Below are 15,957 nucleotides of genomic sequence, written 5' to 3'. Positions count from 1 at the left end.
CTCGACGCGGCGGCCCCGGCGGCGATCAGCGGCTCGGCGGCCGATCGGCGGCCAGGGTGGTCAGCAGGCGCTCGATGGCGTCCAGACGCCGGTGCAGCTCCTCGACGTCCCCCTGGGTCGCGCCCCGCTCGGCCGGCTTGAGGGTGATCACCAGCTGCCCGTCGGGCTCCAGCCGGCCGACGGCGACGTCCGAGACGTCGTCGCCGTTCTGCACCCGGACGGCGTGCTCGATCTCCGACGCCCGCAGCGCCAGCCCGCGCATGGCCTCGGGCACCAGCTCGCCGTCGCGCACCACCGTGGTCGGGGTGCCCTCCAACAGCCGGGCGGCGCGCGGGTCGTGGGCCAGCCAGCGGGTGACCGCCGCGTTCACCACGACCAGGGTGACCGCGCCGATCGCACCGCCGGACAGGCTGTTGTCGTTGCCGATGATCGCGTTCTGCACCACGTTGGAGAGCAGGAACACCACCACCATGTCGAAGGTGTTCAGGCCCGCCAGCCCGCGCTTCCCGGCGAACCGGAAGAGCAGCAGGATCAACGCGTAGACCGCGACCGTACGGAGGATCTTCTCCCCCACCGGAACCGGCACCGTCACCAGGTCGTGCCACACCGCCCCGCTCCTCCCTCGACGCGCTCGCCCCGGCGCGCCCGAACGGGGCCGACGCTACGCTACGAGCGCCGCTTGGGCTTGCCGCCACCCCGCTTGGCGGCGGCCCCCCGGGCCCCGGCCGCGGGCTTCGGCCGGGGCTTCTGCGCACCGGCCTTCGCCTGGCCGCCCTTCGCCTGACCGCCCTTGGGCTGGCCGGACTTCGGCTGACCGGACTTCGGCTGCTGGGGCTTGCGCGGCTGGGCGGCCTTCTTCGGCTGCGCGGCCTCGGCCGCCGGCTGGGCACCGCGCCCGCGCGAGCTGTTGACCGTCCGGCCGCGCACGATGCCGATGAACTCCTCCACCAGGTCCGTGGTGCGCTCCTGGAGCCAGGACAGCGCCACCTGGGACTGCGGCGCGGCCGGCACCGGGCGGTAGGTGAGGTCCCGCCGGTGGTGCAGCCGGGCCAGCGACTGCGGCACCAGCAGCACGCCGACGTTGGCGGCGACCAGCTCGATCGCGTCGGCGGTGGTGGCCGGGCGCTCGATCGCCGGGCGCCCGGGCAGGTCCGTCCAGCCGAGGGTGTCGTCCAGCGGGTGGAACACCACGTCCTCGGCGAGGTCGTCCAGCGCGACCTCCTCGGCGGCGGCCAGCCAGTGGTCCTTGGGGAAGACCACGACGGTGGTCTCGGTGTACAGCGGGATCGCGCTGAGCACGTCCCGGTCGACCGGCAGCCGGACCAGCCCGGCGTCGGCCCCGCCCTCGCGCAGGGTGCGCTCACCCTCCTCGGCGGGCAGCGCCACCAGGTCGAGCGGCACGTCCGGCAACCGCTCACCCCAGACGCGGGCCCACTTGCCGGGGGTCACGCCCGGGACGTACACGAGCCGGAAGGACGGGTTCACCTGCATGTCTGTCACAGGGCAAGGCTACCGACCGTGACCGGAAGCACCCGCGCACTCCCTTACCCTTGTCTCCATGACATCGCTCAAGCAGAAGACCAGCCAGACCATGAAGCCGGCCACCGCGGCCAAGAAGCTGGGGATCTACCTCGACGCGGCCCCCGCCGGCTTCCAGGAGGGCGTGGTCTCCCGCGAGGAGCTCAACGCGCTGCAGGCCGAGCCGCCGCAGTGGCTCCAGGAGCTGCGCCAGAACGGCCCGCACCCGCGCCCGGTGGTCGCCGCCAAGCTCGGCATCTCCATCTCCGGCCTGGCCCGCGGCGGGGTGACCGAGGCGCTCACCACCGAGCAGATCGAGGCGATCAAGGCCGAGAACCCGCTCTGGCTCCAGCACGAGCGCGCCAACCAGGTGGACGTCCGCAAGGAGACCGCCCGGATCAAGGCCAAGCACGAGAAGGAGGCCGCCGCCAAGGCCGCCAAGGCGGACCAGGCCGGCTGACCCACCCGAGCCGCCCCCGGCGCTCCCGCCGATTGTCAGACCCCTGCGGTAAGCATGGTGCCGACGCCCGCACGTCCGGGCGTCGGCACGGTCGTCACCACGGCCGGCGTGTCGACGGGCAGGGAGGTCGGAGATGGCAGGCGCACTGGAGGGGCGGATCGCGCTGGTCGCGGGCGCGACGCGGGGCGCCGGGCGGGGCATCGCGGTCGAGCTCGGCACGGCCGGGGCGACGGTGTACGTCACCGGGCGCAGCACCCGGGAGCGGCGCTCGGAGTACGACCGCCCGGAGACCATCGAGGACACCGCCGAGCTGGTGACCGCCGCCGGCGGCCGGGGCATCGCGGTGCCCACGGACCACCTCGTCCCGGCCGAGGTGCGTGCGCTGGCCGAGCGGATCGACGCCGAGCAGGGCCGGCTGGATGTCCTGGTCAACGACGTCTGGGGCGGCGAGCACCTGTTCGGGTGGAACGTCCCGGTCTGGGAGCACGACCTGGACAAGGGCCTGCGGCTGCTCCGGCTCGCCGTGGAGACGCACGCCGTCACCAGTCACCACCTGCTCCCGCTGCTGCTGCGGCGCCCGGGCGGCCTGGTCGTCGAGATGACGGACGGCACCGCCGAGTACAACCGCGACACCTACCGCAACTCCTTCTTCTACGACCTCGCCAAGTCCTCCGTGCTGCGGATGGCCTTCTCGCTCGGCCACGAGCTGGGCCCGCGCGGCGCGACGGCGGTGGCGCTCACCCCGGGCTGGCTGCGCTCGGAGATGATGCTCGACCACTTCGGCGTGACCGAGGAGAACTGGCGCGACGCCCTTGCCCGGGAGCCGCACTTCGGCATCTCCGAGACGCCGTTCTTCGTCGGCCGGGCCGTCGCCGCCCTGGCCGCCGACCCCGACGTCGCCCGGTGGAACGGCCGCTCGCTGTCCAGCGGCGGGCTCGCCCAGGTCTACGGCTTCACCGACCGGGACGGCAGCCGGCCGGACTGCTGGCGCTACCTGGTCGAGGTGCAGGACGCGGGCAAGCCGGCGGCCCCGGAGGCCTACCGCTGACGCGCCGTCCGCCAGGGCGGCCGGGGCGGGCCGCGCGGGGCGGCCGGGGGCGAGCCGGCCGCCTTCCCGTCCCCACCGCCTTTCCTGACGGCGCGTATTGACCGCGCGCGCACCGACTCCGAATAATCGGCCGGACCGGGGCGCCCCAGGCTACCCGCGTCGCACTGGCCACACCGGACGGGGGAACAACGTATGACCGAGCAGCGCCAGCAGAGCGAACTCGCCGCGCTCGCGGACGAGTTCTTCGCCGCCGAGAACACCCACAACCCCTTCGACGCCACGGCCAGCGGCGTCGAGGGCTACGCCCACCGGGTACCCGACCCGTCCCGCGCGGCGGCGCTACGGCACCGGGAGCGGCTCCAGGGCCTGGAGGCGCGCCTCGCCGCGATCCCGGTGGACGCACTGACCGGCGAGGACCGCGTCACCCACGGCGTGCTGGCCCGCCTGATCGACAGCGGGACCGGCCAGATCACCCACGGGCTGGCCGACTTCAGCGTCTCGGCGACGATCGTGGCGCCGCACAACGAGGCCTTCATCTCCTGCGCGATGACCCCCGTCGACCACGAGGGCGCCGACGCCTACCTGGAGCGGCTGGCCGCCCTGCCCGGCTACTTCGACGCCCACCTCCAGCGCCACCTCGACGCCGCCGCCGAGGGCCGCCACCCGCTGCGCAGCGGCGTCGACAGCGCCGTCACCCAGCTCGACACCTACCTCGCCGCCGACCCGGTCGGCGACCAGCTGCTGCGCCCGCTCCAGAACCACCCGGAGTTCGACCGGGCGATGGCGATCGTGCGCGACGGGATCCGCCCGTCCGTCGCCCGCTACCGGGCCGGGCTGGCCCAGCGGCTGGCCCCGGACGCCCGGCCGGACGAGCAGGCCGGCGTCTGCCACGTGCCCGGCGGCACCGAGGGCTACGCCGACGCTGTCAGCCGCTTCACCCGGCCCGGGCTGAGCCCCGAGGAGGTCCACCGGATCGGCCTGGACACCGTGGCGGCGCTGCGCGAGGAGTTCGCCGAGCTGGGCGGCAAGGTGCTCGGCATCAGCACCCCCGAGGGCGTGCTGACCGCGCTGCGCGAGGACCGCTCGCTGCGCTTCGAGAGCGAGCGGGAGATCATCGCCCTGGTCGACGACGCCCTGGAGCGCGCCCGCCGCGCCTCGGCCGACTACTTCCGGGCCTACCCGATCGCCGACTGCGTGACCCGGGAGATCGACCCGATCGAGGCCGAGACCGCGCCGCTCGCCTACTACCAGCCGCCGGGCCCGGGCGGCCTGCCCGGCACCCACTGGATCAACACGCTGCGCCCGGACACCCGGTTCCGCTACGAGTACGAGGCGCTGGCCTTTCACGAGAGCGTGCCCGGCCACCACCTGCAGATCGCCGTCGCGCAGACCCTGCACCACCTGCCGGAGTTCCGGCAGAAGGCGAGCGGCCAGCTGACCGCCCACACCGAGGGCTGGGGCCTGTACACCGAGCGGCTGGCCGACGAGATGGGCCTCTACAGCTCGGAGCTCTCCCGCTTCGGGATGCTCTCGCTCGACGCGGTCCGGGCCGTCCGCCTGGTCGTGGACACCGGCCTGCACCACCTCGGCTGGTCGCGGCAGCGGGCGATCGACTACATGCGGGACAACACGGCCACCACCGAGAACAACGTCCGCAACGAGATCGACCGCTACATCGCCTGGCCGGGCCAGGCCACCGCGTACCTGATCGGCCGCCGGGAGATCGTCCGGCACCGGGAGCGCGCGCAGGCGGCGCTCGGGGCGCGCTTCGACATCCGCGAGTTCCACCACCAGGTGATCGGGCACGGCAGCCTGCCGCTGGGGGTGCTGGACGAGCTGGTCTCGGACTGGATCGCGGTCCAGTAGTCCGGTCCGGTTCGTCCGGTCCAGTTTGTCCGGTCCGGTGGGCGGGCGGGCGGGCGGTTCAGCAGACCGGGATCAGCACCGTCAGCACGAAGCGGTGCGGGTCCGGGTTGGCCGGGGCCTCGTAGGTGAGGGTGGCGGGCACGCTCGTCCCCGGCGTCGCGGCCGGGTCCACCCGGAGCGCGAAGCCCCGGTTGTACCGGGACCAGGTGTTGTTCACCGGGTCGTCGCAGGTCGCCGTCCGCCCGTCCGGCGAGATGACGCACTTGTTGGAGTCCGGCGCGGAGTCCAGCCAGGTGGAGCCCGGCGGCAGCTGGGCGACGACCCGTCCGCGCCACGGGTAGTCGGTGGACGGGCCGAGGTTGCGCTCCAGCACCTCGAAGTCGGCCGGGTTGCCGGGGGCGGCCGACCGCGGCGGGCGCCACAGCTCCAGCACCGCGTCGGTCACCGGCGCGGAGGTGTCGAAGGCCCAGGTGGTCGAGTTGTCGTTCGGGTTCTGCGCCTGGTCCCAGGTGACCACGGCGGTGCCGCCCTGGTAGCTCCGCGGGCCCGGCGTGGTGCTGAGGGTCCTGCCGAAGATCGTCTCGGTCTCGCAGCTGCCGGGCTTCAGGCCCTGCGCGACCTGGAACCGGATCCAGTTCCAGCCGCCGTCCACCGGGCCCGCGTGGCTGGTGGTCAGCACCAGGCCCGGGTCGCCGGGCCCGTTGACCACCAAGGTGGCCTCGGTCGGCGTCTCGGTGCCGTTGTTGCAGACCGTCACCAGGATCGTCCCGACCCCGCCGGGCGCGGTCGGGAAGGACGGCGGGCTGACCTGCACGCTCAGGTCCTCGGCGTACGTCGAACGGTGCGTCGGCCCGGCCGCTGGGGCGACCTGCCCAGCCTGTTCGGCCTGGACGGTCTGCACGGCCTGGGCGGTCTCTGCCGCGGACAGGGTGAGCGGCAGCAGCGCGGCTGCCGCGAGGAGGGCGGGGATCCGCATGGAGGTACTCCGGCAAGGGTCTCGGGGGGAGTCGTTCGATCCCGAAGCTACGCACGGTCAGGACACCCCGCCCTGTGCTGCTACTCCGCCCGACGTCGCCCCCCCGCCGGGAGCGATTCCGCGCGCCCACGCCGGGCTCCCCGCGCCCGGACATGGCGTCACCTGTTCGGCCCCCTGGACAGGGTAGTGTCCGCTGGCGCGGCACCCGGCGACCCGTCGGACCGGCCGCCCGCAACCGCACCGACCTGGAGGAACCCGTGGTGGCTCCCGCCCGCGCCGCCCTGCGCACCGGCACCCCGACGACGCACGGCACCCCGACGCACGGCACCCCGACGCACGACCGACCGGCGCACGGCCGACTGACGCACCGCCCGCTGGCCCGCGGCGCCCTGGCGATAGCCTCGGCCGTCCTGCTCGCCGCGGCCGCCGGCTGCTCCGCCGGTGGCGGCCACCCCGCCAAGCCGGGCGGCCGCAGCTCCGCCCCGCCCGCCGCCGACGCCGCCACCGGGGCCGCACCCGCCCCGGCGGCGCTCGTCACCGGCCCCGGCCCCAAGAGCTCGTACGAGGTCCAGCCGCAGCCCGCGCCGGGTTCCTGCGCCTACCGCTACACCGCCGACAAGCAGCCGCTGCCCGACCCCAAGTGCACCCCGGGCGCGATCAGCCCGGCGGTGACCCAGGCCAACCTCAACGACACCATCTGCAAGCAGGGCGGCTACACCTCGACCATCCGGCCGCCGGTGAACATCACCGGCAAGGAGAAGGCCGAGAACGCCAAGTCCTACGGCTACACCGGGCCGATGGGCGACGCCGAGTACGACCACCTGATCAGCCTCCAGCTGGGCGGCGACCCGAACGACCCGCGCAACCTCTGGGTCCAGCCGCCCTCCCCCGACCACGTCCCCGGCAAGGGCCCGAACAACCCGAAGGACTCCGTCGAGACCCGTCTGCACACCGCGATCTGCAAGGGTCAGGCCACGCTGGCCGCCGTCCAGCAGGCCATCGCCACCGACTGGACCACCGCCGAGACCAAGCTCGGCCTCAAGCCCGCCGGCGCCCCCACCGCCACCGCCGACGCCGACGACGACTGACCGGCCCCGGCGGCGACCGGCCGACCCCGACCCCGGCTACGGCCGGTCGGACCGCCGCCCGGCCGAGGCGGCCCCGGCCGGACACGCCCTGACCCGCAGCCCGCTCAACCGGCCAGCGAGTCGACCAGCTCGGCGATCGCGTCGAACGGCCGGTGGGCCGCGAGCTCCGCGCCGAGGGCGCAGGCGCGCTCGCGGAACCGGACCCGCCCGAGCACCTCGTCGACCGCCCGGCGGACCTGGGCCGGCTCCGGGCGGCCGGTCCGCAGGTCCAGCCCCGCGCCCGACCACTGCACCCGGGCCGCCACCTCCGGCTTGTCCTCGCTGGCGCCCGCGACCACCAGCGGCACCCCGTACCGCAGCGCGGTGTGGACGCCGCCGTAGCCGCCGTTGCTGACCAGCACCGCGGTGTGCGGCAGCAGCTGGTCGAACGGGATGTAGCCCGCCGCCCGGGTGTTGGCCGGCAGCCGTCCGCCGAGCAGCGCGGTGAGGTCCGCCGGGCCGTCCGGGCGGGCGGTGGCGGCGACCACCAGCAGGTCGTCCCGGTTCGCCAGCGCGGTCACGGTCGGGGCGACCAGCTCCCCCAGGTCCTGGTTGGCGAGGGTGCCCTGGGTGACCACCACGACCGGCCGGCCGCTGGTCAGCTCGTCCCACCAGGGCCGCAGCGGCTGCTCGTTGCCGACGATCCCGGGCAGCGCGCCGATCATCCGGAAGGTGTCCGGGGCGTCGCTGCGCGGGTACTCGAAGCCCGGCACGGTGAGCTGGAGGAAGACGTCCGGCACGGTCACCATGGCCAGGCCGCGCGGCCCCTCCGGCAGGGTCACCCCGAGCCCCGCGTACACCGCCTCCGCGTACGCCCGCAGCGGCTCCCCGCGTCGCTCCGCCTCCTCCTGGAGCACCCGGTTGCGGGCCCGGCCCTCCTCCCCCGGCAGCGGCGGCAGCGCGAAGCCGAACGGCGCGGTGTCCACGCTCGGCAGCAGCGGCGGGGTGGTCCCGATCCCGACGAGCGCCGGGCGCTCCCCGCGCGGGCGGCTCAGCGCCAGCGGCAGCGCGCCCTGGAGGAACGCGTCGGCGAGCACCGCCACCGCCGGGAACTCCGCCAACAGCGCCAGCAGCGCCCGGTACTGGGCCGGTATCGGGTCGACGAACACGTGCTTCACGTCGAAGGCGGTGCGCTCCGGCCCCGGCGGCAGGCTCGCCCGGCCGGGGAAGCGGGCGTCGAGGTCGCGGTCGTCGAAGTCGGCCTCGGCGGGCAGCGCGACGAACCGCACCCCCGCCCGCTCGGCCGCCCCGGCGAACCGCGCGCCCCCGAGGAAGGTCACCTCGTGCCCGCGGGCGGCGAGGTCGGCGGAGATGGCGAGCATCGGGCTGGTGTGCCCGTGCGCCGGGATGGCGGTGGTGATGATCCTGGACACCGGAGGCTCCTGAGGTCGGTTCCGTCGTTCGTCTGCGGACCCACCGTAGGAGCGGGCGGTTGACAATCGATGGACAGACCTCAGGAGCCCGCCTCGGGAACCCGTCCGGGGAGCCCGCTTCCGGCCCCCTCCCGGGCCGACGTCAGCGCCCCAGCACCGCACCGCCGTTGAGGCCGATCACCTGACCGGTGAGGTATCCGGCGGCGGGCGAGGCGAGGTACGCGACGGCCTCCGCCACGTCCACCGGGGTCCCGGCCCGCCCGACCAGGGTGTCCTCGATCTTCCGGCGGTGGAACTCCTCGCTCCAGCGGTCACCGAAGATCTCGGTGGACTCGATGTAGCCGGGCGCGAGCACGTTCACCGTGATCCCGTCCGGGCCCAACTGCCGGGCCAGGCCGAACGCCCAGCCGTGCAGGGCGGCCTTCGCGGCAGCGTACGACCCGGCCGAGTGCGGGCCCGCCCCGCCGCGCTGGGCCGCCGCCGAGCTGATCACGACCAGTCGGCCGCCGGGGCGGCGCAACCGCCCCTCCAGGGCGGTGGTGAGCAGCACGGCGGAGAGCAGGTTGCCGTCCAGGTCGCGCCGCCAGGCCTCGGCGAGGGCGGCCAGGCCGTCGTCCGCGGGCGGTGTGACGATCGCGCCCGCATTGTTCACCAGCACGTCCACCGGGCCGAGTTCGGCGATCCGGGCGGCCGCGGCGGTGACCGCCTCCGGGTCGGTCAGATCCACACCGAGCGGGACGATCCGGCCCTCGCCCACCGCCCACTCGATCTCCTCCCGGGCCTCCTCCAGGACGGCCGTGCGCCGCCCGAGGATCACCACCCGGTGCCCCTCGGCGGCCAGCCGGGCGGCGATCGCCCGGCCGATGCCCGTCCCGCCGCCCGACACCACCGCGAGCCGGTTCGGTGTCACCGGTCAGCCCCCTCAGTCGCCGAGCTCGTAGTAGCCGCGCATGAGCTCGGCCGACCACTGCGGCTGGCGGACCTCGCCGCGCGGGCCGAACTCGGCCAGGTAGGGCTTGATGTCGAGCACCGGCGTGCCGGCCACCGCGTCCAGCCCGGTGACGTGCAGGTCCAGGCCGTCCACCCGGACCAGCTCGCAGCGCGAGACGCCGAGCCGGTTGGGCCGGTTCTTGCCGCGCTGGGCGAAGATGCCGACCAGCGGCCAGTCGGTGTTGCCACGCGGGTGGCGGGCGCCGGTCTCGATCTTGTCGGCCGGGACGCGGTCGAAGTGGTAGAGGACCTCCAGGTGCGAGAACTCCGCCAGCCCGTACAGCGCCTCCTCGCCGAACTGCTCGCCGTCCAGCCGGATCACCGCGCCGACGCTCCCCCAGCCGTCGTCGTACACCTCCTCGCGGCCACCGACCACCAGGGCCACCGGCCTTGACGTCACCTCAGGTACCACGTGCGCCTCCCCGTTCTTCCCGCTGGACACTGGTTCGCGTCCCTCCGGTACCGTACCGACGCGTAGTCGGAGATCACGCACGGGGGGCGAACGCGATGGGGTGGACGGGGATCAAGGGCCGGGGCAGGGAGCGGCCGGACACCGTCGTCGCGTGGGTGTGCGGCGTGCTGGCGGCGACGATCGACGGCCTCCTGCTCTCCTTCGACTACCACTCCGCCGCGCAGAGTCACTCGGGTGACCACCGGCCCGAGGTGACCGCCGCCCTGGCCCTGATCGGTCTGGTGCTCTTCGCGGCCCTGCTGGGGGCCGCCATCGCCGGGCAGCGGTCGACCGTCCAGCGCCGCTGGCGCTGCGCGACGGTCAGCGCGCTGCTCTCCCACCTACTGCTGCCGATGGTCCTGCTCATCGCGGTGATGATCCATCCGCCGACCTTCGTCTTCTGACCCGGCCGGGCTCGTGACGTCCGAGACCGACCCCGACTCTCAGACCCCGACTCTCCGACCCCGGCTCAGCGCCGGACGATCCGGTCCAGGACGGCGGCGACCGCGGTCTTGACCGCCTCCCCGTGGTGCAGCGGTACGGGCGGCTGCTCGCTCGTCGGCCGGACGCCCCGGTCGGCGAGCACGTACAGCAGGCGCAGCGTGCGCAGGCAGTTGCTGACCTGGGCGGGCACCGGGGTGGCGATCCGGTCGGCGCCGAAGCGGGCGGCGATCGGGTCCAGCCAGTCGGTGGCCTCGGACTCGCTCAGATCGGTCCGGGTGAGCACCAGGGCGACCGCCCGGGCCAGCCGGTCGTCCTCCAGCTGCTCCCAGACGTGGTCGGTGGGGGCCGTCAGCCGGGCGGCGGCGAGGTCCAGCATCCGGGCCGGCGCCACCTGGGGGTGGCGGCCGAAGCTGCCGAGCAGGTCCGCGCCGTGCGCGACGGCGTGCAGCCAGCCGAGCTTCTCGTCGTGGCCGCGCAGGTCCTGCTCGGCCGGGTACCAGCGTTCGAGGGCGTCCACCCAGCCGGGCCGGAAGTCGCCCTTCCCGACCAGCATGGCGAGCACCAGCGGCGCGAAGGTCCGGGCCTCGATCCGCGGGTCGGTGAAGCGGTCGGCCATCTCGTCGCCCAGCGCCAGCCGCCGGGGCTCCTCGATCACCCCGCGCTCGATCCAGGTGGCGAGGACGCCGTAGGGCGTGCCGTCGCGGATCGCCGGGTCGGGATCCGCGAGCGCGCGGGACAGTTCGCAGACGAGTTCTTCCATGGGCCGGTCGGTGGGCACGGCGTAGTCGGCGTCCTCGACGCCCTTCCAGTCGATCACGGCGGGCAGGATAGGCGCACACCGGCCCCGTCCGCCCGGCAATTATCCCGCCCGTCCGCCGTCAGGCCACCAACTGCTCGACCAGAGCGAGCAGTTCGGCCTTCCGGAGGACCCGCCCGCCGAACCCCGGCAGCGACACGTGCAGCGGCTCGGCCCAGCGCGCCGGAATCGCCGCCAGCCCGTACCGGGCCCCGGCCAGGCCACCGGTGACGGCGGCCACGGTGTCGGTGTCACCGCCGAGATCGATCGCCGCACGCAGGGCCTGGTCGAAGCCTGCCGTCGTACGCAGCGCCCAGACCGCAGATCCGAGGCACGGCCAGACGGCGCCGTTGGCCTCGGTGGCGCGGTCGGGGTGCCAGTCCGGGGCGAGGACGACGGCGTAGCGGTCGCGGTGCTCGGGGTCGACCTGGGTCAGGATCCCGGGCAGGGCGGCGAGCGGGTCGGCGCCGTCCAGGGCCAGCCGGACGAGTTCGTGGAAGATCGCCGTACCCTCCCAGGCGGCCCGGTCGCCGTGGGTGAGCGCGGCGATCCGGCGGGCGGCGTCCATGGTGCCCGCGCGCCCGGTGCGGGCGAAGGCGACGGCCGAGGTCGAGGCCCGCATCAGGGCGCCGTTGCCGGCGGCGCGCAGGGTGGAGTTGAAGTGGATCGCTGCGGCGAGGTCCCAGGGATGGCCGCTGGTGAGGACGACCTCGGTCTGGATGCCGATGTCGCTGGGGTCGGCGGCGGCCCAGCGGCGGAACCGGTCGAAGATGTCGGGCAGGTCCAACCCGCCGCGCTCGACCAGGGATTCGCCGACCAGAACGGCCATCTGGGTGTCGTCGGTGGCCTCGCCGCGCGCCCAGCCGCCGCCGGCGACCATCTCCCCGCCGACCGGGAAGCGGGCGCTGAAGGCCCCGGCGGGGCCGAACTCGTAGGGGGCGCCGAGCGCGTCGCCCACGGCGGCGCCGATGACGGCGCCGGCTGCACGGTGGGAGCGGTTCATCCGGGCAGGTTAGCGGAGCCGCCGGCCGGTGAGGGGACGTCGACGAGCAGCCGACCGTCCCGTTCGGTCACGGCGGTGCCGAGTTCGGCGCAGGCGAGGGTGAGGCGGTCGCGGATCCAGGTGCGGTCCTCGCCCTCGGCGGGGCGGGTGTGGCAGAAGCCGAGCACCAGCGGGATCGCCTCCAGCCGGGTGACGGCGAGGTGGCGGGGGTCGGGGCCGTCGAAGGTGGCCAGGTAGAGCAGGCCGAGGTCGTTGCGGAGCCAGGGGTGGACGGCGTAGTCGTCGATGAAGTCGCCCAGGTCGTAGACGACCGGTCCGGCGACGCCGTGGAAGACGTGGGCGGAGTGGCCGGCGATCAGGGTCGCTCCGGCGGGCAGCAGGGCGCGGGCGGCCGCGCGGACGTGGTGCGGCGGGCGGGTGGTCATGTTGGGGCCCCAGTGCGGGGTGACCAGGACGGCGTCGGCGGCTTCGGCGGCCCGGCCGACGAGGGCGGTGAGCCAGGCCGGGACGCCGTGGCGCAGGTCCGCGTACGCGGTTCCCGGGCGGTGGGCGTGCGCGGCGTAGTCGGGCGGGTGGTCGGCCACGCCGATGACCGCGAGGCGGCTGCCGCCCGCCTCCAGCACGGTGAACTCGCGGGCGGCCGCGGTGTTCTCACCGGCCCCGACCGTGCGGATGCCGGACCGGGCGAGCAGGGTGAGGGTGTCGGCCAGGGCGTCGCGGCCGTAGTCCAGCGCGTGGTTGTTGGCGAGCGTCACGCAGTCCGCGCCGAGTTCCGCGAGGACCTCCGCCGCGCTCGGCGGGGCGCGGAAGAAGAACTCCTTGCCGGGCGCGGGCCACGGCTCGCCGCGCTCGGAGATGCAGCACTCCAGGTTGAGCACGAAGAGGTCGGCGGTGCCGATCACGTCCCTGAGTTCGGCGGCGAGCAGCGCGTCGGCCCGTGCGGAGTGCCGCAGTTGGTCGGCGACGCTCCGCCCGAGCATCGTGTCCCCGGCCAGGGCCACCGTGAATGACACCGCGGCTCACCCCGGCTCGCCCGGGCCGCCCGGACCGTCCTCGCGCCGGCTGTTCCGGTGCAGCAGTTCCAGCACGACCTTGCCGTCGACGGTCTCCTGGGCCACCAGCAGGTTCGCCAACTCGTCCAGGTGGTCCCGGTGTTGGCGCAGCAGGCCGACGGCCCGGCGTTCGGCGTGGCGGAGCAGGCGGGCGACGGCCTCGTCGATGGCGTGCTGGGTCTGTTCGGAGTAGGGGCGGCGCAGCAGGTCCTCGGGGCTGTCGCCGAGGTAGTGGGGGGAGCCGGTGGAGTAGCCGACCGGGCCGAGCTCCGGGGAGAGGCCGAACTCGCGGACCATCCGGGTGGCGACGGCGGTGGCGTTGGCGAGGTCGTTGGCGGCGCCGGTGGAGCCCTCGCCGAAGACGACCAACTCGGCGGCCCGTCCGCCGAGTTGGACGGTGAGCAGGTCGTTGAGGTAGGCCTCGCTGTACAGGTGCCGTTCGGCCTCGGGGAGTTGTTCGGTGGCGCCGAGGGAGACCCCGGCCGGGAGGATGGTCACCTTGGCGACGGGGTCGGCGTGTTCGCACAGCGCGGCCATCAGGGCGTGGCCGGACTCGTGCACGGCGACGGAGTGGCGCTCCTCGGGCAGCAGGGCGTTGGAGGGCTCGCGGCGGCCGAGCAGGACACGGTCGCGGGCGGCGTCGAGGTCGTCGGCGGTGATGGTGGCACGGTCGGCCCGGACGGCGTTGATGGCGGCCTCGTTGACCAGGTTGGCGAGGTCGGCGCCGGAGAAGCCGGGCGTGCCGCGGGCGATCCGGTCGAGGTCGGTGTCGGGGGCGAGGGTCTTGCCGCGGGCGTGGACGGCGAGGATGGCGGCGCGTTCGTGCTGGTTGGGCAGCGGCACGGTGACCTGACGGTCGAAGCGGCCGGGGCGCAGCAGGGCCGGGTCGAGGGCGTCCGGGCGGTTGGTGGCGGCGATCACGACGATGCCGGTGCTCTGGTCGAAGCCGTCCATCTCGGCGAGCAGCTGGTTGAGGGTCTGCTCGCGTTCGTCGTTGCCGCCGATCCGGGAGCCGCCCGCGCGGCGGGCGCCGACGGCGTCGATCTCGTCGATGAAGATGATCGACGGCGCGCGTTTGCGGGCCTCGTCGAAGAGGTCGCGGACCCGGGAGGCGCCGACGCCGACGAACATCTCGACGAAGCCGGAGCCGGTCACCGACAGGAACGGCACCTCGGCCTCCCCGGCGACGGCGCGGGCGAGCAGCGTCTTGCCGGTGCCCGGCGGGCCGACCATGATCACCCCGCGTGGCCCCTTGGCGCCGGCGGCGGCGTACCGGTCGGGGCTGCGCAGGAAGTCGACGACCTCGCTGACCTCCTGCTTGACGCCCTCGTACCCGGCGACGTCGGCGAAGCCGGTGGCAGGCCGCTCGGCCTCGATGATCTTGGCCCGGGAGCGGCCGATCGCGCTCAGCCCGCCGGTGAGCGAGCGGGCGGCCATCCGGCCGGACCAGAGGAACAGCGCGCCGAAGATCAGCAGCGGCAGGAACAGCAGCAGGGTGGACCAGATCGAGCTGCCGCCGGTGCGGCTGGCGGTGACGTTCACGTGCTGGTCGGTGAGCTGGCGGCTGAGCTGGGAGGTGTCCAGGGCGGTGGGGATCTGGCTGGTGAACCGGGTGCCGTCCTTCAGGGTGCCGCTGACGCCGCCGGTGTCGGTGATGTTCACGGTCTGCACCTGCCCGGCACCGACCCGGTTCACGAAGTCGGTGTACCCGTACCGGCTGCCCACCGGGGCGGGCCGCCACACCAGCACCAGCAGGACGAGGGTGAGCACCACCAGGAACGGCAGCAGCCAGCGGCGCGGACCGGCGGCGCCCGGCCCGGGCTGCGGCTTCGGCGGGGGCTTGGGCGACGGCTTCGGCGACGGGCGGGGCGACGCTTTGGGCCAGGGCTTCGGCGGGCCCTTGGCCGGGTCCCCACGCGGCGGGGTGGCCGGGTGCCGGGCGGCGCGCGGCCCGGTTCGTCCGATCATCCGCGCTCACCGCCTCTCCGCCACCGCCGCGCCCCCCGTCTCCATGGTCGGACGCCGGGCGCCCGTTCGCGACGGGCACCGGGAAGAGCTTCGGCCACACCCCGCCGAGCGCCCGCCCCCGTGGCCGCCCGCCCCCGCCCGTACGGCCCCGTGCCCGTACGGTCTCGTGGACGAACGACCTCGTGCCCGTACGGACCTCGTGCCCGTACGGTCTCGCGCTCAGGAGAAGTCGAGCGAGCCGGTCCGGGTGCGCTTGAGCTCGAAGAACTTCGGGTAGCCGGCCAGCAGCCGGACGCCCTCGAAGACCCGGACGGCGTCCTCGCCGCGCGGGATCGCGGAGAGCACCGGGCCGAAGAAGGCGACGCCGTCGACGTGGATGGTCGGGGTGCCGACCTCCTCGCCCACCGGGTCCATGCCCTCGTGGTGGCTCTTGCGCAGCGCGATGTCGTACGCCGTGCTGTCGGCGGCGTCGGCGAGCTCCTCCGGCAGCCCGGCGGCGACCAGCGCCTCCCGGATGACCTCGTCGTCGGCGGGCCGGTCCTGGTCGTGGAAGCGGGTGCCGAGCTCGGTGTACAGGTCGCGCAGCACGTGCTGGCCGAACTTCTCGGCGGCCGCGATGCAGACCCGGACGGGGCCCCAGCCGGTGGTCATCAGGCGCTGGTAGCGCTCGGGCAGGTCGGTGCGGCCCTCGTTGAGGACGGACAGGCTCATCACCCGGAAGGTGAGGTCGAGTTCGCGCTGGCGCTCGACCTCCAGGATCCAGCGGGAGGTGATCCAGGCGAAGGGGCAGACGGGATCGAAGTAGAAGTCGACTTTGGTGGTCATGGTGGAGAGACTAGCGGCCGAGTGGACCGCTCCACAGGGCCAATGATCAATCTTTTCTAT

At 74.6% G+C, this 15,957-nt stretch carries 16 protein-coding genes; 5 read left to right on the top strand and 11 right to left on the bottom strand.

The features are described 5' to 3' along the window. Positions 1-25: 25 nt before the first annotated feature. On the bottom strand, positions 26-607 hold the full coding sequence (locus tag ABTY15_RS19440) for a DUF421 domain-containing protein (RefSeq protein WP_350592341.1): 582 nt from the start codon (positions 605-607) through the stop codon (positions 26-28). 59 nt (positions 608-666) lie between these two features. After that, on the bottom strand, positions 667-1,500 hold the full coding sequence (locus ABTY15_RS19435; protein WP_502893539.1) for a LysR family substrate-binding domain-containing protein: 834 nt from the start codon (positions 1,498-1,500) through the stop codon (positions 667-669). Positions 1,501-1,558: 58 nt separating this feature from the next. Between ABTY15_RS19435 and ABTY15_RS19430 the strand changes: the two genes are divergently transcribed. The 3 genes from ABTY15_RS19430 to ABTY15_RS19420 all read left to right on the top strand — a co-directional run bounded on the left by ABTY15_RS19430 (position 1,559) and on the right by ABTY15_RS19420 (position 4,892). After that, positions 1,559-1,978, top strand: coding sequence for a DUF5997 family protein (locus ABTY15_RS19430; RefSeq protein ID WP_350592334.1), 420 nt, complete (start codon positions 1,559-1,561; stop codon positions 1,976-1,978). Positions 1,979-2,111: 133 nt separating this feature from the next. Continuing rightward, on the top strand, positions 2,112-3,026 hold the full coding sequence (locus ABTY15_RS19425) for an SDR family oxidoreductase (RefSeq protein WP_350592328.1): 915 nt from the start codon (positions 2,112-2,114) through the stop codon (positions 3,024-3,026). A 192-nt stretch (positions 3,027-3,218) separates the two neighbouring features. Then, positions 3,219-4,892: a DUF885 domain-containing protein gene (locus tag ABTY15_RS19420; protein WP_350592321.1), complete on the top strand. Its 1,674-nt coding sequence runs from the start codon at positions 3,219-3,221 to the stop codon at positions 4,890-4,892. Between the two features lie 58 nt (positions 4,893-4,950). Here the strand turns inward: ABTY15_RS19420 and ABTY15_RS19415 are convergent, their stop codons facing one another. Then, positions 4,951-5,868: a hypothetical protein gene (locus tag ABTY15_RS19415; RefSeq protein ID WP_350592315.1), complete on the bottom strand. Its 918-nt coding sequence runs from the start codon at positions 5,866-5,868 to the stop codon at positions 4,951-4,953. Between the two features lie 374 nt (positions 5,869-6,242). On the opposite strand from ABTY15_RS19415, the gene ABTY15_RS19410 reads away from it, so the two are divergent. Then, positions 6,243-6,956 (top strand): hypothetical protein, encoded by a 714-nt coding sequence (locus tag ABTY15_RS19410; protein ID WP_502893540.1) that lies wholly within the window; start codon positions 6,243-6,245, stop codon positions 6,954-6,956. Between the two features lie 104 nt (positions 6,957-7,060). Here ABTY15_RS19410 and ABTY15_RS19405 read toward each other — a convergent pair whose 3' ends face one another. The 3 genes from ABTY15_RS19405 to ABTY15_RS19395 all read right to left on the bottom strand — a co-directional run bounded on the left by ABTY15_RS19405 (position 7,061) and on the right by ABTY15_RS19395 (position 9,758). Further along, complete coding sequence (locus tag ABTY15_RS19405) at positions 7,061-8,368, bottom strand: glycosyltransferase (RefSeq protein ID WP_350592303.1); 1,308 nt, start codon at positions 8,366-8,368, stop codon at positions 7,061-7,063. A 142-nt stretch (positions 8,369-8,510) separates the two neighbouring features. Then, positions 8,511-9,278 carry an SDR family NAD(P)-dependent oxidoreductase gene (locus ABTY15_RS19400; RefSeq protein WP_350592296.1) on the bottom strand — a complete coding sequence of 256 codons (768 nt, stop codon included), beginning with the start codon at positions 9,276-9,278 and terminating at the stop codon, positions 8,511-8,513. A 12-nt stretch (positions 9,279-9,290) separates the two neighbouring features. Further along, positions 9,291-9,758 (bottom strand): SAM-dependent methyltransferase, encoded by a 468-nt coding sequence (locus ABTY15_RS19395; protein WP_350592286.1) that lies wholly within the window; start codon positions 9,756-9,758, stop codon positions 9,291-9,293. 107 nt (positions 9,759-9,865) lie between these two features. On the opposite strand from ABTY15_RS19395, the gene ABTY15_RS19390 reads away from it, so the two are divergent. Beyond that, complete coding sequence (locus ABTY15_RS19390; protein WP_350592279.1) at positions 9,866-10,213, top strand: hypothetical protein; 348 nt, start codon at positions 9,866-9,868, stop codon at positions 10,211-10,213. 65 nt (positions 10,214-10,278) lie between these two features. On the opposite strand, the gene ABTY15_RS19385 is transcribed toward ABTY15_RS19390, so the two are convergent. The 5 genes from ABTY15_RS19385 to ABTY15_RS19365 form a co-directional block, all read right to left on the bottom strand. Beyond that, positions 10,279-11,070, bottom strand: coding sequence for a DUF2785 domain-containing protein (locus tag ABTY15_RS19385; RefSeq protein ID WP_350592273.1), 792 nt, complete (start codon positions 11,068-11,070; stop codon positions 10,279-10,281). A gap of 61 nt (positions 11,071-11,131) precedes the next feature. Then, positions 11,132-12,052, bottom strand: a complete 921-nt coding sequence (locus tag ABTY15_RS19380; RefSeq protein ID WP_350592269.1) for an ADP-ribosylglycohydrolase family protein — start codon at positions 12,050-12,052, stop codon at positions 11,132-11,134. Next, entirely contained in the window at positions 12,049-13,065 is a 1,017-nt protein-coding gene (locus tag ABTY15_RS19375) for a CapA family protein (RefSeq protein ID WP_350592261.1), read from the bottom strand. Before ABTY15_RS19375 ends, ABTY15_RS19380 begins: the two co-directional genes overlap by 4 nt. A gap of 6 nt (positions 13,066-13,071) precedes the next feature. Further along, positions 13,072-15,072 carry an ATP-dependent zinc metalloprotease FtsH gene (gene ftsH / locus ABTY15_RS19370; protein ID WP_350592253.1) on the bottom strand — a complete coding sequence of 667 codons (2,001 nt, stop codon included), beginning with the start codon at positions 15,070-15,072 and terminating at the stop codon, positions 13,072-13,074. Positions 15,073-15,291: 219 nt separating this feature from the next. After that, positions 15,292-15,897, bottom strand: a complete 606-nt coding sequence (locus ABTY15_RS19365; RefSeq protein WP_350592247.1) for a mycothiol-dependent nitroreductase Rv2466c family protein — start codon at positions 15,895-15,897, stop codon at positions 15,292-15,294. Positions 15,898-15,957: the final 60 nt, after the last annotated feature.

Source organism: Kitasatospora sp. NPDC097643 (assembly GCF_040302625.1).
Lineage (GTDB): Bacteria > Actinomycetota > Actinomycetes > Streptomycetales > Streptomycetaceae > Kitasatospora.
The sequence above is the reverse complement of the archived record's forward strand: the minus strand, read 5'-3'. Positions and strand labels throughout refer to the sequence as shown.